The sequence below is a fragment of the Streptomyces jeddahensis genome (assembly GCF_001642995.1).
Taxonomy (GTDB): domain Bacteria; phylum Actinomycetota; class Actinomycetes; order Streptomycetales; family Streptomycetaceae; genus Streptomyces; species Streptomyces jeddahensis.
The window spans coordinates 51512-66586 of record NZ_LOHS01000041.1 but is presented as its reverse complement, the minus strand read 5'-3'; the positions used below and the strand labels follow the sequence as shown (position 1 = coordinate 66586).

At 69.1% G+C, this 15075-nt stretch carries 13 protein-coding genes and 1 riboswitch; of the genes, 11 read left to right on the top strand and 2 right to left on the bottom strand.

All coding sequences use genetic code 11. The features are described 5' to 3' along the window. Positions 1 to 233 precede the first annotated feature (233 nt). The 10 genes from STSP_RS05590 (at position 234) to STSP_RS05545 (ending at position 10577) form a co-directional block, all read left to right on the top strand. Positions 234 to 842: a CDP-alcohol phosphatidyltransferase family protein gene (locus tag STSP_RS05590; protein ID WP_067272834.1), complete on the top strand. Its 609-nt coding sequence runs from the start codon at positions 234 to 236 to the stop codon at positions 840 to 842. Between the two features lie 114 nt (positions 843 to 956). Continuing rightward, entirely contained in the window at positions 957 to 3452 is a 2496-nt protein-coding gene (locus STSP_RS05585; RefSeq protein ID WP_067272832.1) for a mannose-1-phosphate guanyltransferase, read from the top strand. Between the two features lie 87 nt (positions 3453 to 3539). Further along, positions 3540 to 4442, top strand: coding sequence for a DUF881 domain-containing protein (locus STSP_RS05580; protein ID WP_078066912.1), 903 nt, complete (start codon positions 3540 to 3542; stop codon positions 4440 to 4442). After that, positions 4439 to 4771 carry a small basic family protein gene (locus STSP_RS05575; RefSeq protein ID WP_067272827.1) on the top strand — a complete coding sequence of 111 codons (333 nt, stop codon included), beginning with the start codon at positions 4439 to 4441 and terminating at the stop codon, positions 4769 to 4771. The genes STSP_RS05580 and STSP_RS05575 overlap by 4 nt, the downstream gene beginning before the upstream one ends. 152 nt (positions 4772 to 4923) lie before the next feature. Further along, positions 4924 to 5718: a DUF881 domain-containing protein gene (locus STSP_RS05570; RefSeq protein ID WP_078066911.1), complete on the top strand. Its 795-nt coding sequence runs from the start codon at positions 4924 to 4926 to the stop codon at positions 5716 to 5718. Positions 5719 to 6217: 499 nt separating this feature from the next. After that, on the top strand, positions 6218 to 6751 hold the full coding sequence (locus STSP_RS40715) for an FHA domain-containing protein (RefSeq protein WP_067272825.1): 534 nt from the start codon (positions 6218 to 6220) through the stop codon (positions 6749 to 6751). 16 nt (positions 6752 to 6767) lie between these two features. Beyond that, positions 6768 to 7505 (top strand): transcriptional regulator FtsR, encoded by a 738-nt coding sequence (ftsR, locus tag STSP_RS05560; protein ID WP_067272822.1) that lies wholly within the window; start codon positions 6768 to 6770, stop codon positions 7503 to 7505. Positions 7506 to 7580: 75 nt separating this feature from the next. Further along, complete coding sequence (locus STSP_RS05555; protein WP_067272821.1) at positions 7581 to 8054, top strand: bifunctional nuclease family protein; 474 nt, start codon at positions 7581 to 7583, stop codon at positions 8052 to 8054. Between the two features lie 271 nt (positions 8055 to 8325). Continuing rightward, positions 8326 to 8955, top strand: a complete 630-nt coding sequence (locus STSP_RS05550) for a MerR family transcriptional regulator (protein ID WP_078066909.1) — start codon at positions 8326 to 8328, stop codon at positions 8953 to 8955. A gap of 74 nt (positions 8956 to 9029) precedes the next feature. Next, positions 9030 to 10577, top strand: coding sequence for a DNA polymerase IV (locus tag STSP_RS05545; protein WP_078066908.1), 1548 nt, complete (start codon positions 9030 to 9032; stop codon positions 10575 to 10577). 227 nt (positions 10578 to 10804) lie between these two features. Here the strand turns inward: STSP_RS05545 and STSP_RS05540 are convergent, their stop codons facing one another. Then, complete coding sequence (locus tag STSP_RS05540) at positions 10805 to 11182, bottom strand: PRC-barrel domain-containing protein (protein ID WP_067272818.1); 378 nt, start codon at positions 11180 to 11182, stop codon at positions 10805 to 10807. A 149-nt stretch (positions 11183 to 11331) separates the two neighbouring features. Then, positions 11332 to 11427: riboswitch (glycine riboswitch) on the top strand. Positions 11428 to 11602: 175 nt separating this feature from the next. On the opposite strand from STSP_RS05540, the gene gcvP reads away from it, so the two are divergent. Continuing rightward, positions 11603 to 14488, top strand: a complete 2886-nt coding sequence (gene gcvP / locus STSP_RS05535) for an aminomethyl-transferring glycine dehydrogenase (RefSeq protein WP_067272816.1) — start codon at positions 11603 to 11605, stop codon at positions 14486 to 14488. A 140-nt stretch (positions 14489 to 14628) separates the two neighbouring features. On the opposite strand, the gene STSP_RS05530 is transcribed toward gcvP, so the two are convergent. Next, complete coding sequence (locus tag STSP_RS05530; protein ID WP_067272814.1) at positions 14629 to 14835, bottom strand: DUF5999 family protein; 207 nt, start codon at positions 14833 to 14835, stop codon at positions 14629 to 14631. Between the last annotated feature and the right edge of the window lie 240 nt (positions 14836 to 15075).

Below are 15075 nucleotides of genomic sequence, written 5' to 3'. Positions count from 1 at the left end.
CAGCGCCGATGGTACTGCAGGGGGGACCCTGTGGGAGAGTAGGACGCCGCCGAACTATTGTTGAGAAAGCCCCTGTACCGGGAAACCGGCACAGGGGCTTTCTGCATTTACTCATTTTCTCCCGCCTCAGGAGTCTTGCGTTCGAGCTGTTCGATACCCCTCTGCACAGCCGGGCGAAGGGTGACGGTAAAGTCAGGGGGCATCGTAGGCACGTTCCCACAGGAGGCCCCCGGGTGGAGGTCCAGGAGACCCGCGTCCAGACAGACCGGGTCCTCACCATCCCGAACATCCTCAGCATGGCGCGTCTCCTAGGGGTGCCCCTCTTCCTGTGGCTGATCCTCAGGCCGGAGTTCGGCGGCCCCAAGAGCGACGGCTGGGCGTTGCTCGTACTGGCGCTCAGCGGTGTCAGCGACTATCTCGACGGCAAGCTCGCGCGACGCTGGAATCAGATCAGCAGTCTCGGCCGGCTACTCGACCCCGCGGCCGATCGTCTTTACATTCTGTCGACGCTGGTCGGTCTTACCTGGCGGGAGATTCTTCCGATCTGGTTGACCGCTGTACTTCTGGCGCGAGAGCTGGTTCTGCTGGTGATGGTGGGCGTCCTCAGGCGCCACGGCTATCCGCCGCCGCAGGTCAACTTCCTGGGCAAGGCCGCAACCTTCAACCTGATGTATGCCTTCCCGCTACTTCTTCTCAGTGACGGAAGTAGCTGGATCTCCTCACTCGCTGCTATTTTCGGATGGGCGTTCGCAGGGTGGGGTACAACGCTCTACTGGTGGGCAGGGATCCTCTATGTGGTTCAGGTCCGCCGACTAATCAGGGCGGACGCCATGGCCGATTGAGCTCGCCTGCAAGGCGGCCGTAGAGGCTTGATGGCCCGTACCTGACATATGCGGGCCAATACGGACGGGTGCAGTCGGCTAGACCGTCGTCTCTTCAAGGAGGACGCTTCCGACATGAAGGCCGTCGTGATGGCCGGAGGTGAAGGCACACGTCTTCGCCCCATGACCTCGAGCATGCCCAAGCCGCTCCTGCCTGTGGCAAATCGCCCGATTATGGAGCATGTGCTTCGGCTACTCAAGAAGCATGGGCTTACCGAGACCGTGGTCACCGTTCAGTTCTTGGCGTCGCTCGTCAAGAACTACTTCGGAGACGGTGAAGAGCTCGGCATGGAGCTCACCTATGCGAACGAGGAGAAGCCACTCGGTACAGCCGGGAGCGTGAAGAACGCCGAGGAAGCGCTGAAGGACGACGCGTTCCTTGTGATTTCCGGTGATGCGCTGACCGACTTCGACCTCACGGAGCTCATCAATTTCCACAAGGAAAAGGGCGCGCTCGTCACCGTATGCCTCACTCGCGTGCCCAACCCGCTGGAGTTCGGTATCACCATTCTCGACGAGAGCGGCAAGGTCGAGCGCTTCCTCGAGAAGCCGACCTGGGGCCAGGTCTTCTCGGACACGGTGAACACGGGCATTTACGTCATGGAACCGGAGGTGTTCGACTACGTAGAGGCGGACGTTCCGGTCGACTGGTCCGGCGATGTCTTTCCCCAGCTCATGAAGGAGGGAAAGCCGGTCTACGGGTATGTCGCGGAGGGGTACTGGGAGGACGTCGGTACGCACGAAAGCTACGTCAAGGCGCAGGCCGACGTGCTCGAGGGCAAGGTCGACGTCGACATCGACGGATTCGAGATCTCGCCCGGAGTGTGGGTCGCCGAGGGTGCCGAGGTGCATCCCGACGCCGTGTTGCGCGGGCCGCTGTACATCGGCGACTACGCCAAGGTCGAGGCCGGCGCGGAGATCCGCGAACACACCGTCGTGGGGTCGAACGTCGTCGTGAAGAGCGGTGCCTTCCTGCACAAGGCCGTCGTTCACGACAACGTGTACGTCGGCCAGCAGAGCAATCTGCGTGGCTGTGTGATCGGCAAGAACACCGACATCATGCGCGCCGCACGGATCGAGGACGGGGCCGTCATCGGCGACGAGTGCCTCATCGGTGAGGAATCGATCGTGCAGGGCAACGTCCGGGTCTACCCGTTCAAGACCATCGAGGCCGGCGCATTCGTCAACACCTCCGTGATCTGGGAGTCCCGCGGTCAGGCCCATCTGTTCGGCGCGCGAGGTGTCTCCGGCATCCTCAACGTCGAGATCACCCCTGAGCTCGCCGTGCGGCTCGCCGGAGCGTATGCGACGACGCTCAAGAAGGGCTCGACCGTCACCACCGCCCGAGACCACTCCCGAGGAGCTCGAGCGCTCAAGAGGGCGGTCATCTCCGCGCTGCAGGCCAGCGCCATCGAGGTGCGGGACCTGGAGAACGTACCGCTGCCCGTGGCCCGGCAGCAGACCGCGCGAGGCAGCGCCGGCGGCATCATGATCAGGACCACGCCTGGGGTGCCGGACTCCGTCGACATCATGTTCTTCGACGGCCGCGGGGCCGACTTGTCCGCGGCCGGCCAGCGGAAGCTGGACCGCGTTTTCGCGCGTCAGGAGTACCGGCGTGCGTTCCCCGGGGAGATCGGCGACCTGCACTTCCCGTCGAGCGTCTTCGACTCGTATACGGGCTCGCTGCTCCGGAACGTCGACACGACCGGGATCGCCGAGTCGGGGCTGAAGGTCGTCGTCGACGCGTCGAACGGCAGCGCGGGTCTCGTCCTGCCCAGCCTCCTCGGAAAGCTCGGCGTCGACTCGCTGACCATCAATCCCGGCCTCGACGAGTCCCGGCCTACGGAGTCCGCCGAGACGCGGAGGTCCGGGCTGGTTCGGCTCGGGGAGATCGTCGCATCGGCGCGTGCGGCCTTCGGCGTGCGGTTCGACCCGGTGGGCGAGCGGCTGTCGCTGGTCGACGAGAAGGGCCGGATCGTGGAGGACGACCGGGCACTGCTCGTCATGCTGGATCTGGTCGCCGCGGAGCGGCGCAGCGGGCGGGTCGCGCTTCCGGTGACGACCACGCGTATCGCAGAGCAGGTGGCCGCGTACCACGGGACGCAGGTTGCGTGGACCACGACGTCGCCCGACGATCTGACCCGTGTCGGAGCCGAGGACGGCACGATCTTCGGTGGCGACGGGCGCGGCGGCTTCATCGTGCCCGAGTTCAGCAGCGTCTTCGACGGCACGGCGGCGTTCGTACGGCTGATCGGGCTCGTGGCGCGTACGCAGCTCACGCTCAGCCAGATCGACGCCCGGATCCCGCGCGCCCATGTGCTTCGGCGGGACCTGGCCACGCCGTGGGCCGTCAAGGGCCTCGTGATGCGGCGCGTGGTGGAGGAGGCCGGTGACCGGTCCGTGGACACGACCGACGGCGTACGTGTCGTCGAGGCGGACGGCCGCTGGGTGATGGTCCTTCCCGACCCCGCTGAGGCCGTCACGCACCTGTGGGCGGAAGGGCCCGACGACGCGTCCGCGCAGGCGCTCCTGGATGAGTGGTCGGCCGTCGTGGACAGCGCAGGCCGCTGACCGATCATGTGCCGGACAGCGCCCGTACGGGGTGCTGTCCGGCACACCGGTGGGGCCGTTCGGAGGTAGCGCCACCGACGTGCGACGATGTGCGGCATGCCGCAGCAGCCCCCCATTCGGAGCACCCCCGCGCGCCCGTCGCGTCCGGACGCCTCCATGTCGCTGCTCACCAACGTCATGGACCACAGCCTCGACGACGGATACGCCGAGGCAGCGGCCCGGAGGAACGCGACGGGCGACAGCCGCCTGCCCCGCACCCTGCGCGCGAAGCTCGGACTCGCCCTGGGACTGGTGCTCGCTGCGCTCGTGGTGACCGTGGGCGCCGCGCAGGCCCGGGTGGCCGCTCCGGTCGTGGCGAAGGAGCGCGAGGAGCTCATCGACCGCATCGAGCAGGAGACGGCCGCGGCCGACAAGCTCGAGAGCAGTGTCGACACCCTGCGGGACGACGTGAGCCGACGGCAGCGGGAGGCGCTGCGGACGCAGGGCGGCGACCAGGGCGAACTGGTAGGCCTTCTCTCGGGGGCGACCGCGGTGCACGGCCCGGGCCTGAAGCTGGTCGTCGACGACGCCAAGGAAGCAGACACATCCGCAGGGGGCGGCCCGCGCCAGACCTCGGGCTTCTCGGACACCGGGCGGGTGCGCGACCGGGACCTGCAGCGCGTCGTGAACGGCCTGTGGCAGTCCGGCGCGGAAGCCGTCGCGATCAACGGGCAGCGGCTCACGGCACTGTCCGCGATCCGGGCCGCGGGTGAAGCGATCCTGGTCGACAACAAGCCGCTGGCGCCGCCGTACTCGGTGCTGGTGGTGGGGGACGGCAACAGGCTGAGCACCCGGTTCCACAACAGCGCCGACGGCCAGTACCTGCACGTCCTCCAGGAGAACTTCGGGATCCGGACCAGCGTCTCCGTCGAGGACGACGTCCGGCTGCCCGCCGCACCGAGTGTCATCGTTCGAACAGCACAGCCGAAGGCAGGGAAGGGCACATCGTGATCGCCGTACTGGGCCTCGTCGTGGGAGTCGTGGTCGGACTGCTGGTCCGCCCCGAGGTTCCGGCGGTGGTCGAGCCGTATCTTCCGATCGCCGTGGTCGCGGCGCTCGACGCCGTCTTCGGAGGCCTGCGGGCGATGCTCGACGGGATCTTCGACGACAAGGTCTTCGTGGTGTCGTTCCTGTCGAACGTCGTGGTCGCCGCGCTGATCGTGTTCCTCGGCGACAAGTTGGGCGTCGGCTCGCAGCTGTCCACCGGGGTCGTCGTGGTCCTCGGTATCCGCATCTTCTCCAACGCTGCCGCGATCCGTCGGCACGTGTTCCGGGCGTGAGGCCGATGAGCGAGGACAAGACGGCGGAGCAGCAGCCGCGCAACGAACTTCCCCGTGAGGTCCTGGAGGCCGGGCCCTCAGAGGCTTCTGAGGCAATTGAGACTGTGGGGACGCAGGAGACTCGACGTAAGGTCGCCGACGAGTCACCTGAGATGCCCCAAGCCTCTGTGGGACCTTCCGGCGCCGAGGCGTCCGCTGCTGCGGACGAGATGCCGGAGCCTTCCCCGACCGGACGGCAGCGGCTGATGCAGAGCCTGTGGCCGCCGCGCGTCAGCCGGGCACAACTCATCGTCGCGCTCCTGCTGTTCGTGCTCGGTCTCGGACTGGCCATCCAGGTCCGTTCCAACAGCGACAACAGCGCGCTGCGCGGGGCACGCCAGGAAGATCTCGTACGCATCCTCGATGAACTCGACGACCGTACGCAGCGTCTTGAAGATGAGAAGCGGCGTCTCGAGAACCAGCGCACCGAGCTGGAGACCAGCTCGGACCAGGCCGAGGAGGCCCGCAAGCAGACCGTGGAGAAGGAACGCCAACTCGGCATTCTCGCGGGCACGGTTGCGGCGCAGGGACCCGGTATCACGCTGACCATCAGCGACGCGAAGGGGACGATCGAGGCCGACATGCTGCTCGACGCCATCCAGGAGCTGCGCGCGGCCGGGGCCGAGGCCATCCAGATCAACGACGTCCGGGTGGTCGCCGGGACCTATCTCGCCGATGCGGACGGCGGTGGTGTGAGCGTCGACGGGAACAAGATCAGCCAGCCGTATCGTTTCAAGGTCATCGGCAAGCCGCAGGATCTCGAGCCGGCGCTCAACATCCCCGGCGGCGTGGTGCAGACGCTGGAAAAGGAGCAGGCCACCGTGACGGTGACGCGCGCGGAGAACATCGTCGTGGACGCCTTGCGACCCGCGAAGCGGCCTGACTACGCTCGGTCGTCCTCCCGGTGAAGCCCAGGTGCATGGGGGGTGCCGCGGCAGGGCAGGAGGTTGCGGGGGGTCGGCGCACCGGATGGGTGGTGCGTGGTGGAAACTGTCTGGTGGATACGGACGTTGTGAGGATGTCCGGGTCGGCCGGTGAGTGCAGTCAGGGTTCGTCCTGCCCCACGGGCGGGTCTGTTTCAGTCAAGGGGAATCGCCCGTGAAGTTGTTTGCGAAGTTGTTCGGCAAGAGCGCGCGCCAGGACGGTGGGAGTGCCACCGCCCGGCATCGCGCACCGAGCCATGGTGAGGCCGAGGGGCAGGGCGCCGAGCGCCCGTTGTTCCGTGACGAGGTCGCTGGTCCGGGTGGTGACATTTCGGGCGGTCAGGGCGCGTCTTCTGTTGACCCTGGCGCATCGGGGCGCATAGGTTTCGGGGAACCGTCAACCTCAAGTGCGGGTGGAGGGTTTGCCTCCGGCCCGTATGCACCCAATGCCCCAGGGGGGCAGCCGCGGCAGGAGGGTCCGTCCATGTCGGCCTTGGTATGTACGAGGTGCGGGAACCGGAACGCCGAGGCCAGCCGATTCTGCTCCAACTGCGGCACCCCGCTGCGGGCCGGAGCGGGTGAGCGCCAGTCCGAGACGACCTCGACGATCTCCATCTCGGGTATCGAGGCCTACGACGCCGAGGTCACCGGGCAGACTCCGTCGCCGATGCTGTCTCCCGAGGCCCAGGCGGCGGTCGACGCGCTCCCGTTCGGCTCGGCGCTGCTCGTCGTCCGGCGGGGACCGAACTCGGGCAGCCGCTTCCTGCTGGACGGCGAGCTGACGACGGCCGGCCGGCACCCGCAGAGCGACATCTTCCTGGACGACGTCACCGTGTCGCGTCGCCACGTGGAGTTCCGCCGTGGAGCGGACGGCTTGTTCACGGTCGCCGACGTGGGCAGCCTCAATGGCACGTACGTCAACCGGGAGCGCATCGACTCGGTCGTCCTGTCGAACGGCGACGAGGTCCAGATCGGCAAGTACCGGCTGGTCTTCTACGCGAGCCAGCGGGGCATCTGACCTGTCAGGAAGGTCCATGCTGCAAACACCGAGCGGCGGTGCCGGAAGCGGCACCGCCGCAGCGGAGAGTCGGCTGATGAGCATCGGCGCCGTGCTGAACGTGCTGCGGGACGAGTTTCCCGAGGTCACGATCTCCAAGATCCGCTTTCTGGAGTCGGAAGGCCTCATCGAGCCACAGCGGACCCCGTCGGGCTACCGGAAGTTCAGTCCCGAGGACGTCGAGCGGCTGGGTCACGTCCTGCGGATGCAGCGGGATCACTATCTGCCGCTCCGGGTGATCCGAGAGCATCTGGACGCCCTGGAGCGTGGTGAGTCCGTGCAGCTGCCCTCCGTGGGCAGGCCGCATGACGGCACCGAGGGCGAGAGCCCGGTCGGCGTCCCGACTGCTGCCCGCGTGGGCCGGGCGGAACTCCTGGCGGCCGCCGAGATCGACGAAGAGCAGCTCGCGGAATGGGAGTCCTACGGCCTCATCGCTCCGCTGCCCGACGGCGGATACGACGCGGAGGCGGTGACGATCGCGGCTCTCGTGGTGGAACTGGGCCGCTTCGGGATCGAACCGCGTCATCTGCGCGCGATGAAAGCCGCTGCCGAGCGGGATGCGGGCCTGGTCGACCAGGTGGTCGCTCCGCTGCGGCGGCATCGTAATCCGCAGACCAGAGCGCATGCGGAGGCACGGGCCAGGGAGCTGGCGGGGCTGACGGTGAAGCTGCATGCGGCGCTCGTGCAGACCGCGCTAGGCGTACGCCTCCCCTGATTTCGTACATGCCCGGACGGTGCACGTGGAGTGCTCGACTACCCAAAGGTGCCGGGCACGGCCTAGGGTTGCTGTGTGAACGAGCTCGACGTCGTAGGTGTCCGGGTCGAAATGCCCTCCAACCAACCGATCGTGCTGCTGCGTGAAGTGGGAGGCGATCGTTACCTCCCCATCTGGATCGGTCCCGGGGAGGCGACCGCGATCGCCTTCGCCCAGCAGGGCATGGCGCCCGCGCGACCGCTGACCCACGATCTGTTCAAGGATGTGCTCGACGCGGTCGGCCAGGAACTCAGCGAAGTGCGTATCACGGACCTGCGTGAGGGCGTCTTCTACGCGGAGCTGGTGTTCGCGAGCGGAGTTGAGGTCAGTGCCCGGCCCTCCGACGCGATAGCACTGGCCCTGCGCACCGGGACGCCCATCTACGGCAGCGACGGGGTGCTGGACGACGCGGGGATCGCCATCCCGGACGAGCAGGAGGACGAGGTGGAGAAGTTCCGCGAGTTCCTCGACCAGATCTCGCCCGAGGACTTCGGCACCAACAGTCAGTGAGGGACGCCAACAGCCAGTGAGGGCGGCGAGGCCAGTCAGGGCTCGCCCACCGTGGTCCGCAGCCGTCGCGTTCGGGCCCTGGTCGGCCCGGCACCGGCCCTGGCCGGTGGGTGGCGGCCGCCATCAGCACATTCGGCTAGCCTTTCCCCACGGTGAGGTACGGGAAACCACTCGTAGGGTGATTATCACTCGGCGTGCCGAGTGTGGCGATCGTTGACGCGCCCCTGGTGACTGCCTACCGTCGAGAAGCAGGTCAAGGACGGAGGTCGGCGTGGGAAGCAGCGGCGACGGTACGGCTGGGGGTGGCCCCGGACGGGGTCCGGTGGAGGCGTATCCGCTCCACAGCAGCGCGGCCGACCACACTCCGAAACGGCGGGAAGCGGTGTCAGGTAACGGCGGTGTAGCAGTCGAACAGATTGGCTACCGCGGTCCTACGGCCTGTGCGGCGGCCGGCATCACGTATCGCCAGCTCGATTATTGGGCGCGCACAGGCCTCGTCGAGCCGAGCGTGCGGCCGGCATACGGCTCGGGCAGCCAGCGGCTCTACAGCTTCCGGGACGTCGTCGTCCTGAAGATCGTCAAGCGGTTCCTGGACACCGGTGTGTCCTTGCAGAACATTCGCACCGCGGTGCAGCATCTGCGGGAGCGCGGGTTCCGGGACCTGGAGCGCATGACGCTGATGAGCGACGGCGCGACGGTCTACGAGTGCTCGTCGCCCGACGAGGTGCACGACCTGCTGCAGGGCGGGCAGGGCATCTTCGGGATCGCCGTGGGCGTGGTCTGGCGGGACGTCGAGAGCGCCCTGTCGCAGCTGCACGGGGAGCGCATCGACACAGGGGAGACGCTGGTCGGGCACCACCCCGCCGATGAGCTCGCAAGGCGCCGCAACCGCGCTGTGTGAGCAGTCGCCCGGGCCAGCAGTCGCCCGGGCCGTACACCCCGGCATTGTCAGTGGCGTGAGGCAGCATCGGTGATGTGAGAACCGCGCCCACCATCCTGCATCTGGACATGGATGCCTTCTACGCCTCCGCGGAGCAGGCGGCGAAGCCCAGCCTGCGCGGAAAGGCCGTGGTGGTGGGCGGACTGGGGCCTCGCGGAGTCGTCGCCACCGCGTCGTACGAAGCCCGTGCGTTCGGGGTGCACTCCGCGATGCCCATGGCCCAGGCGCGCAGGCTCGCGCCCAACGCCGCGTATCTGGTGCCCCGGTTCGGGCTGTACCGGGAGATCAGCGAGCAGGTGATGGGGCTGCTGCACCGGCTGTCGCCGCTGGTCGAGCCGCTCAGCCTGGACGAGGCCTTCGTGGACCTTGAGGCCGGGGGCACGGGATGGGACGAGGAATCGGCTCGGGCGACCGGAGAGCGGTTGCGTGCGGACATCAAGGAGCTCACGGGGCTGACCGGGTCCGTGGGGCTCGCCGCGTCGAAGATGCTCGCCAAGATCGCCTCCGAGCAGGCCAAGCCCGACGGCCTCGTGCTGATACGGCCCGGCACGGAACGCGCCCTGCTCGGCCCGATGTCGGTGCGCGTGCTGCCGGGCGTCGGGCCTGCCACCGGAGACCACCTGCGGCGGGCCGGGATCACCACGGTCGAGGAGATCGCCGAGGCCGGTGAGGACGAGCTCGTACGGCTGCTGGGGAAGGCGCACGGAAGCGCCCTGTACGCGATGGCGCTGGCGCAGGACGAGCGGCCCGTGGTGGCCGAGCGGGACGCCAAGTCGGTCTCGGTCGAGGACACGTACGACGTGGACATCCATGACCGCGTGCGGATCCGCCTGGAGGTGCAGCGGCTCGCGGACCGGTGTGTGCAGCGGCTGCGAGGTGCCGGGCGGTCCGGCCGGACGGTGGTCCTCAAGGTGCGGCGGTACGACTTCTCGACGCTCACCCGGTCCGAGACCCTCCGCGGCCCCACGGACGACCCTGCCGTGGTCCGGGAGGCCGCGGGGCGGCTGCTGGAGGCCGTGGACACCACCGGCGGGGTGCGGCTGCTCGGGGTCGGCGTCAGCGGACTCGCCGATTTCACACAGGAGGATCTGTTCGCCCAGGCGGCTGGGGAGCGGGCTGAGGAAACCGAGGACGAGGAAGCGGCGCGGCAGCCGGAAGGGGAGGAGCCGCCGCCGGCCGAGCGGCACTGGCTGGCGGGTCGCGACGTACGGCATGCCGAGTACGGCGCCGGTTGGGTGCAGGGGAGCGGGCTGGGGCGGGTGACCGTGCGCTTCGAGACGCCGGGCTCCCCGCCCGGCCGCGTCCGTACGTTCAGGACCGACGATCCGGACCTGGAGCCGGCGGAGCCGCTGCCGCTCGTACCGGGCAACGGCGGCCATGCCCCGGAACCGGAACCGGGCACCGGGCCGGATGGCGGGGAGGCCGACGGATCGGGAGGTGGCAGAGGCGCGGCGGAGGGAGGCCGTGGCGGCGTCCGGCAGGGCGAAGAGGCCGGTCCGTCCGCCGGCTGTGAGGACGGGGGCGGGCACAGTGCCGGAGAGACCGGAGAGCACCACACCGATGGTGGCGCCGGCACGCGGTAGGACGACGGCGGACACGGCGTCGACGGCGGCGGGATCGCTGCCCTCGGTGCGGACAGGCCCGGGGGCAGGACGTACGACGGGGGCGGAGGCGAAGAGCGCCGCGGGCCCGCCGCGCCACTGGTCCGCGCACCCTCCGCCGCTCGCTCGGATCCTGCCCCGGACAGGCCGGCGGACCCCGCAGGGGAAGGGGCGGGGTCCGCGCGAGTGGGACCGGCGAGCGGCGAAGGTCAGGTGTCCTCCGAGTCCGCCAGGCGGCCGAAGTCGCGGTCAGGGGGCGGGGCGGCACCGGAGTCCGAGACGTCCAGGCCGTAGTGGTGGTAGAGCTGCAGCTCCTGTTCGGGGGAGAGATGGCGGCCCACTCCGAAATCGGGGGCGTCCTTGATGAGAGCGCGTTCGAAGGGGACCCGCAGGGTGCCCTCGACCAGCTCGCTCGGCTCCAGGGGCACGAAGGCGTCCCTGCTGAACAAGCCCGTGCGGATGGCGGCCCACTCCGGGATGCCGGTCGCGTCGTCGAGATAGACCTCGTCGACGGTGCCGATCTTGTGTCCGTTGCGATCGAACGCCTTTCGGCCTATCAAAGTGCGCGGATCGATGTCGGTCTGCACGGGCCCTCCAGCTGCTCGCAACTCATCCGTAAGCACTACGAAAGAGCACATCGGGCTAGGCGGCCACTCGAGGCCTCGGGCGGCGGCACCGGCATGGGCCGCGGCCAGGTCCCGGGCAAGGCCCTCGCTGGTAGGCTGACATCGGCTGCTGACCCCGTGCGGGAGAGTCCTCCGGTCCCGACCGGAGGCGCCGAAGGAGCAAATCCTCCCCGGAATCTCTCAGGCCCCTGTACCGCACGGACGAGGTCACTCTGGAAAGCAGGGCGGGCGTCGACGGCTTCCGCTCTCACCGACGGTGAAAGCCGGCTGACATGTGCGTGCCGGTGAAACTCTCAGGTTGAGATGACAGAGGGGGAGGCCGTCCGGGCACCCGCGCGTGGTGCCCACGAAGGTCGCGTCAGACCAGGAGGCCTCCGCACAATGACCGCCAACCGCATTCCGCTCTCCCAGCTGGAGCAGGGCATCCCGTTCGAGCAGCGGCACATCGGGCCCGACGCCGGGGAACGGGCCAAGATGCTCGCCCAGGTCGGGTACGGCTCGCTCGACGAGCTCACGGCAGCCGCCGTACCCGATGTGATCAAGAGCGCCGATGCGCTGGAGCTGCCCGGTGCGCGGACCGAGGCCGAGGTGCTGGCCGAGCTGCGCTCTCTCGCCGCTGGCAACCAGGTCCTCGACTCGATGATCGGGCTCGGCTACTACGGCACGTTCACCCCGCCGGTGATCCTGCGGAACGTCATGGAGAACCCGGCCTGGTACACCGCCTACACGCCGTACCAGCCGGAGATCTCGCAGGGCCGGCTCGAGGCGCTGCTGAACTTCCAGACGATGGTGGCCGAGCTGACCGGCCTGCCGACCTCTGGTGCCTCGCTGCTGGACGAGGGCACGGCGGCGGCTGAGGCCATGGCGCTCTCGCGTCGCGTCGGCAAGGTAAAGAACGGTGTCTACCTGGTCGACGCCGACGCGCTGCCGCAGACCATCGCCGTGATCGAGACGCGCGCCGAGCCGACGGGTGTCGAGGTCGTCGTCGCCGATCTGTCCGACGGCATCCCGGCCGATGTCGCCGAGCGCGGAGTCGTCGGCGTGCTGCTGCAGTACCCGGGCGCCTCCGGTGCCGTACGCGACCTGAAGCCCGTCATCGACCAGGCGCACGAGCTCGGCGCGATCGTCACCGTCGCCGCCGACCTGCTGGCTCTGACGCTGCTGACATCGCCCGGCGAGCTGGGTGCCGACATCGCCGTCGGCACAACGCAGCGCTTCGGTGTGCCGATGGGCTTCGGCGGCCCGCACGCCGGTTACATGGCGGTCCGCGAGAAGTTCGCCCGCAGCCTGCCCGGCCGTCTGGTCGGCGTCTCGGTCGACGCCGACGGCAACAGGGCGTACCGCCTCGCCCTGCAGACCCGCGAGCAGCACATCCGCCGCGAGAAGGCCACCAGCAACATCTGCACGGCGCAGGTGCTGCTCGCCGTGATGGCGGGCATGTACGCCGTCTACCACGGCCCGGACGGCCTGAAGGCGATCGCGCAGCGCACCCACCGCTACGCCACGATCCTCGCCGAGGGGCTGCGGGCGGGCGGTGTCGAGATCGTGCACGGTGCGTACTTCGACACGCTGACCGCGCGGGTGCCGGGCAAGGCCGCCGAGATCGTCTCCGCGGCCCGTGAGCGCGGAGTCAACCTGCGCCTGGTCGACGCGGACCATGTGGGCATCGCCTGCGACGAGACCACCAAGCGTGCGCAGGTGGGCGCCGTCTGGACGGCCTTCGGTGTCGAGGCGGACATCGAGGCGCTCGACGAGACCGCCGCCGAGGCGCTGCCGGAGTCGCTGCTGCGCACCGACGACTTCCTTGCGCACCCCGTCTTCCACCAGCACCGTTCCGAGACCGCGATGCTGCGCTACCTGCGCAGGCTCGCCGACCGCGACTACGCGCTCGACCGCGGCATGATCCCGCTGGGCTCCTGCACGATGAAGCTCAACGCGACCACCGAGATGGAGCCGGTCACCTGGCCCGAGTTCGGCCAGCTGCACCCATTCGCCCCGGCCGACCAGGCACAGGGCTATCTCACGCTGATCACGGAGCTGGAGGAGCGGCTCGCCGAGGTCACCGGCTACGACAAGGTGTCGCTGCAGCCGAACGCCGGTTCGCAGGGCGAGCTGGCCGGTCTGCTGGCCGTACGCGGCTACCACCGGGCCAACGGCGACGACCAGCGCACCGTCTGCCTCATCCCGTCGTCGGCGCACGGCACCAACGCGGCGAGCGCCGTGATGGCGGGCATGAAGGTCGTGGTCGTGAAGACCGCGGACGACGGCGAGATCGACGTCGAGGACCTGCGCGCCAAGATCGAGCAGTACCGCGACGAGCTCTCCGTACTCATGATCACGTACCCGTCGACGCACGGCGTGTTCGAGGAGCACGTCGCCGACATCTGCGCGGCGGTGCACGACGCGGGCGGCCAGGTGTACGTGGACGGAGCGAACCTCAACGCGCTGGTGGGGCTGGCGAAGCCGGGCCACTTCGGCGGTGACGTGTCGCACCTGAACCTGCACAAGACGTTCTGCATCCCGCACGGCGGCGGCGGCCCCGGCGTCGGCCCGGTCGGCGTCCGCGCGCACCTCGCGCCGTATCTTCCGAACCACCCGCTGCAGCCCGCCGCGGGCCCCGCGACCGGTGTCGGCCCGATCTCCGCGGCGCCGTGGGGCTCCGCCGGGATCCTGCCGATCTCCTGGGCGTATGTGCGGCTCATGGGCGACGAGGGGCTGAAGCGCGCGACGCAGGTCGCCGTGCTGTCCGCCAACTACATCGCCAAGCGGCTCGAGCCGCACTACCCCGTGCTCTACACGGGCCCCGGCGGGCTCGTCGCACACGAGTGCATCATCGATCTGCGCCCGCTCACCAAGACGACCGGAGTGACCGTCGACGACGTGGCCAAGCGCCTCATCGACTACGGCTTCCACGCGCCGACCATGTCGTTCCCGGTGGCCGGGACGCTGATGATCGAGCCGACCGAGAGCGAGGACCTCGGCGAGCTCGACCGGTTCTGCGAGGCGATGATCGCCATCCGCGCGGAGATCGAGAAGGTCGGCTCGGGCGAGTGGCCCGCGGACGACAACCCGCTCAGGAACGCGCCGCACACCGCGGGCGCGCTGGCCTGTGAGTGGAAGCACGCGTACTCCCGCGAGGAAGCCGTCTTCCCCGTGGGCGTCTCGGCCGCGGACAAGTACTGGCCGCCGGTGCGCCGGATCGACCAGGCGTACGGCGACCGGAATCTCGTCTGCTCGTGCCCGCCGCTGGACGCGTACGAGGACTGAGTGCGGGGACCGAGCCGCGCACGCCGCGGCACGGCGACGATGACATGCGTCGGGGCCGGTTCGGAGAGTGTCTCCGGGCCGGCCCCTCATCTGTCCGGACGGCCCTGAACGGCCGTCCTCGACGGTGTCTGCGTACCGCGTCAGGCGGCCGTGACCACCTGACCCGTGCCCAGCGGGCGGTGCGGGGCGATGATCCGGCCGTCCGGCAGCAGCTCACCGGTGTCCTCGAAGAGCAGGACGCCGTTGCAGAGCAGGCTCCACCCCTGCTCCGGGTGGTGCACCACGAGGACCGCGGCCTCGCGGTCGGCGGAGTCTGCTGTCGGGCACGGTGGCTGGTGCTGGCACATGGATGGGATCTTTCGCTGCGATGTGATGTCTGTCCTGCGGCTCGATGTGTTGTTCATGGCCGCCCCCCGTTCAGTTCGGTCCGGAACCAGTGTTGCCCCACGGGCGAGAATCCGCAGGGATTTGGCAGCACCTCTCCTTACAGGTTGATGACGCATCACCCGTGCGGACGGTTCACCCCAACTGCACTGTCCCTTCGGGGGGTTCGGCCTGACCCCACGGGACTAGTCCGGATGGGCCGG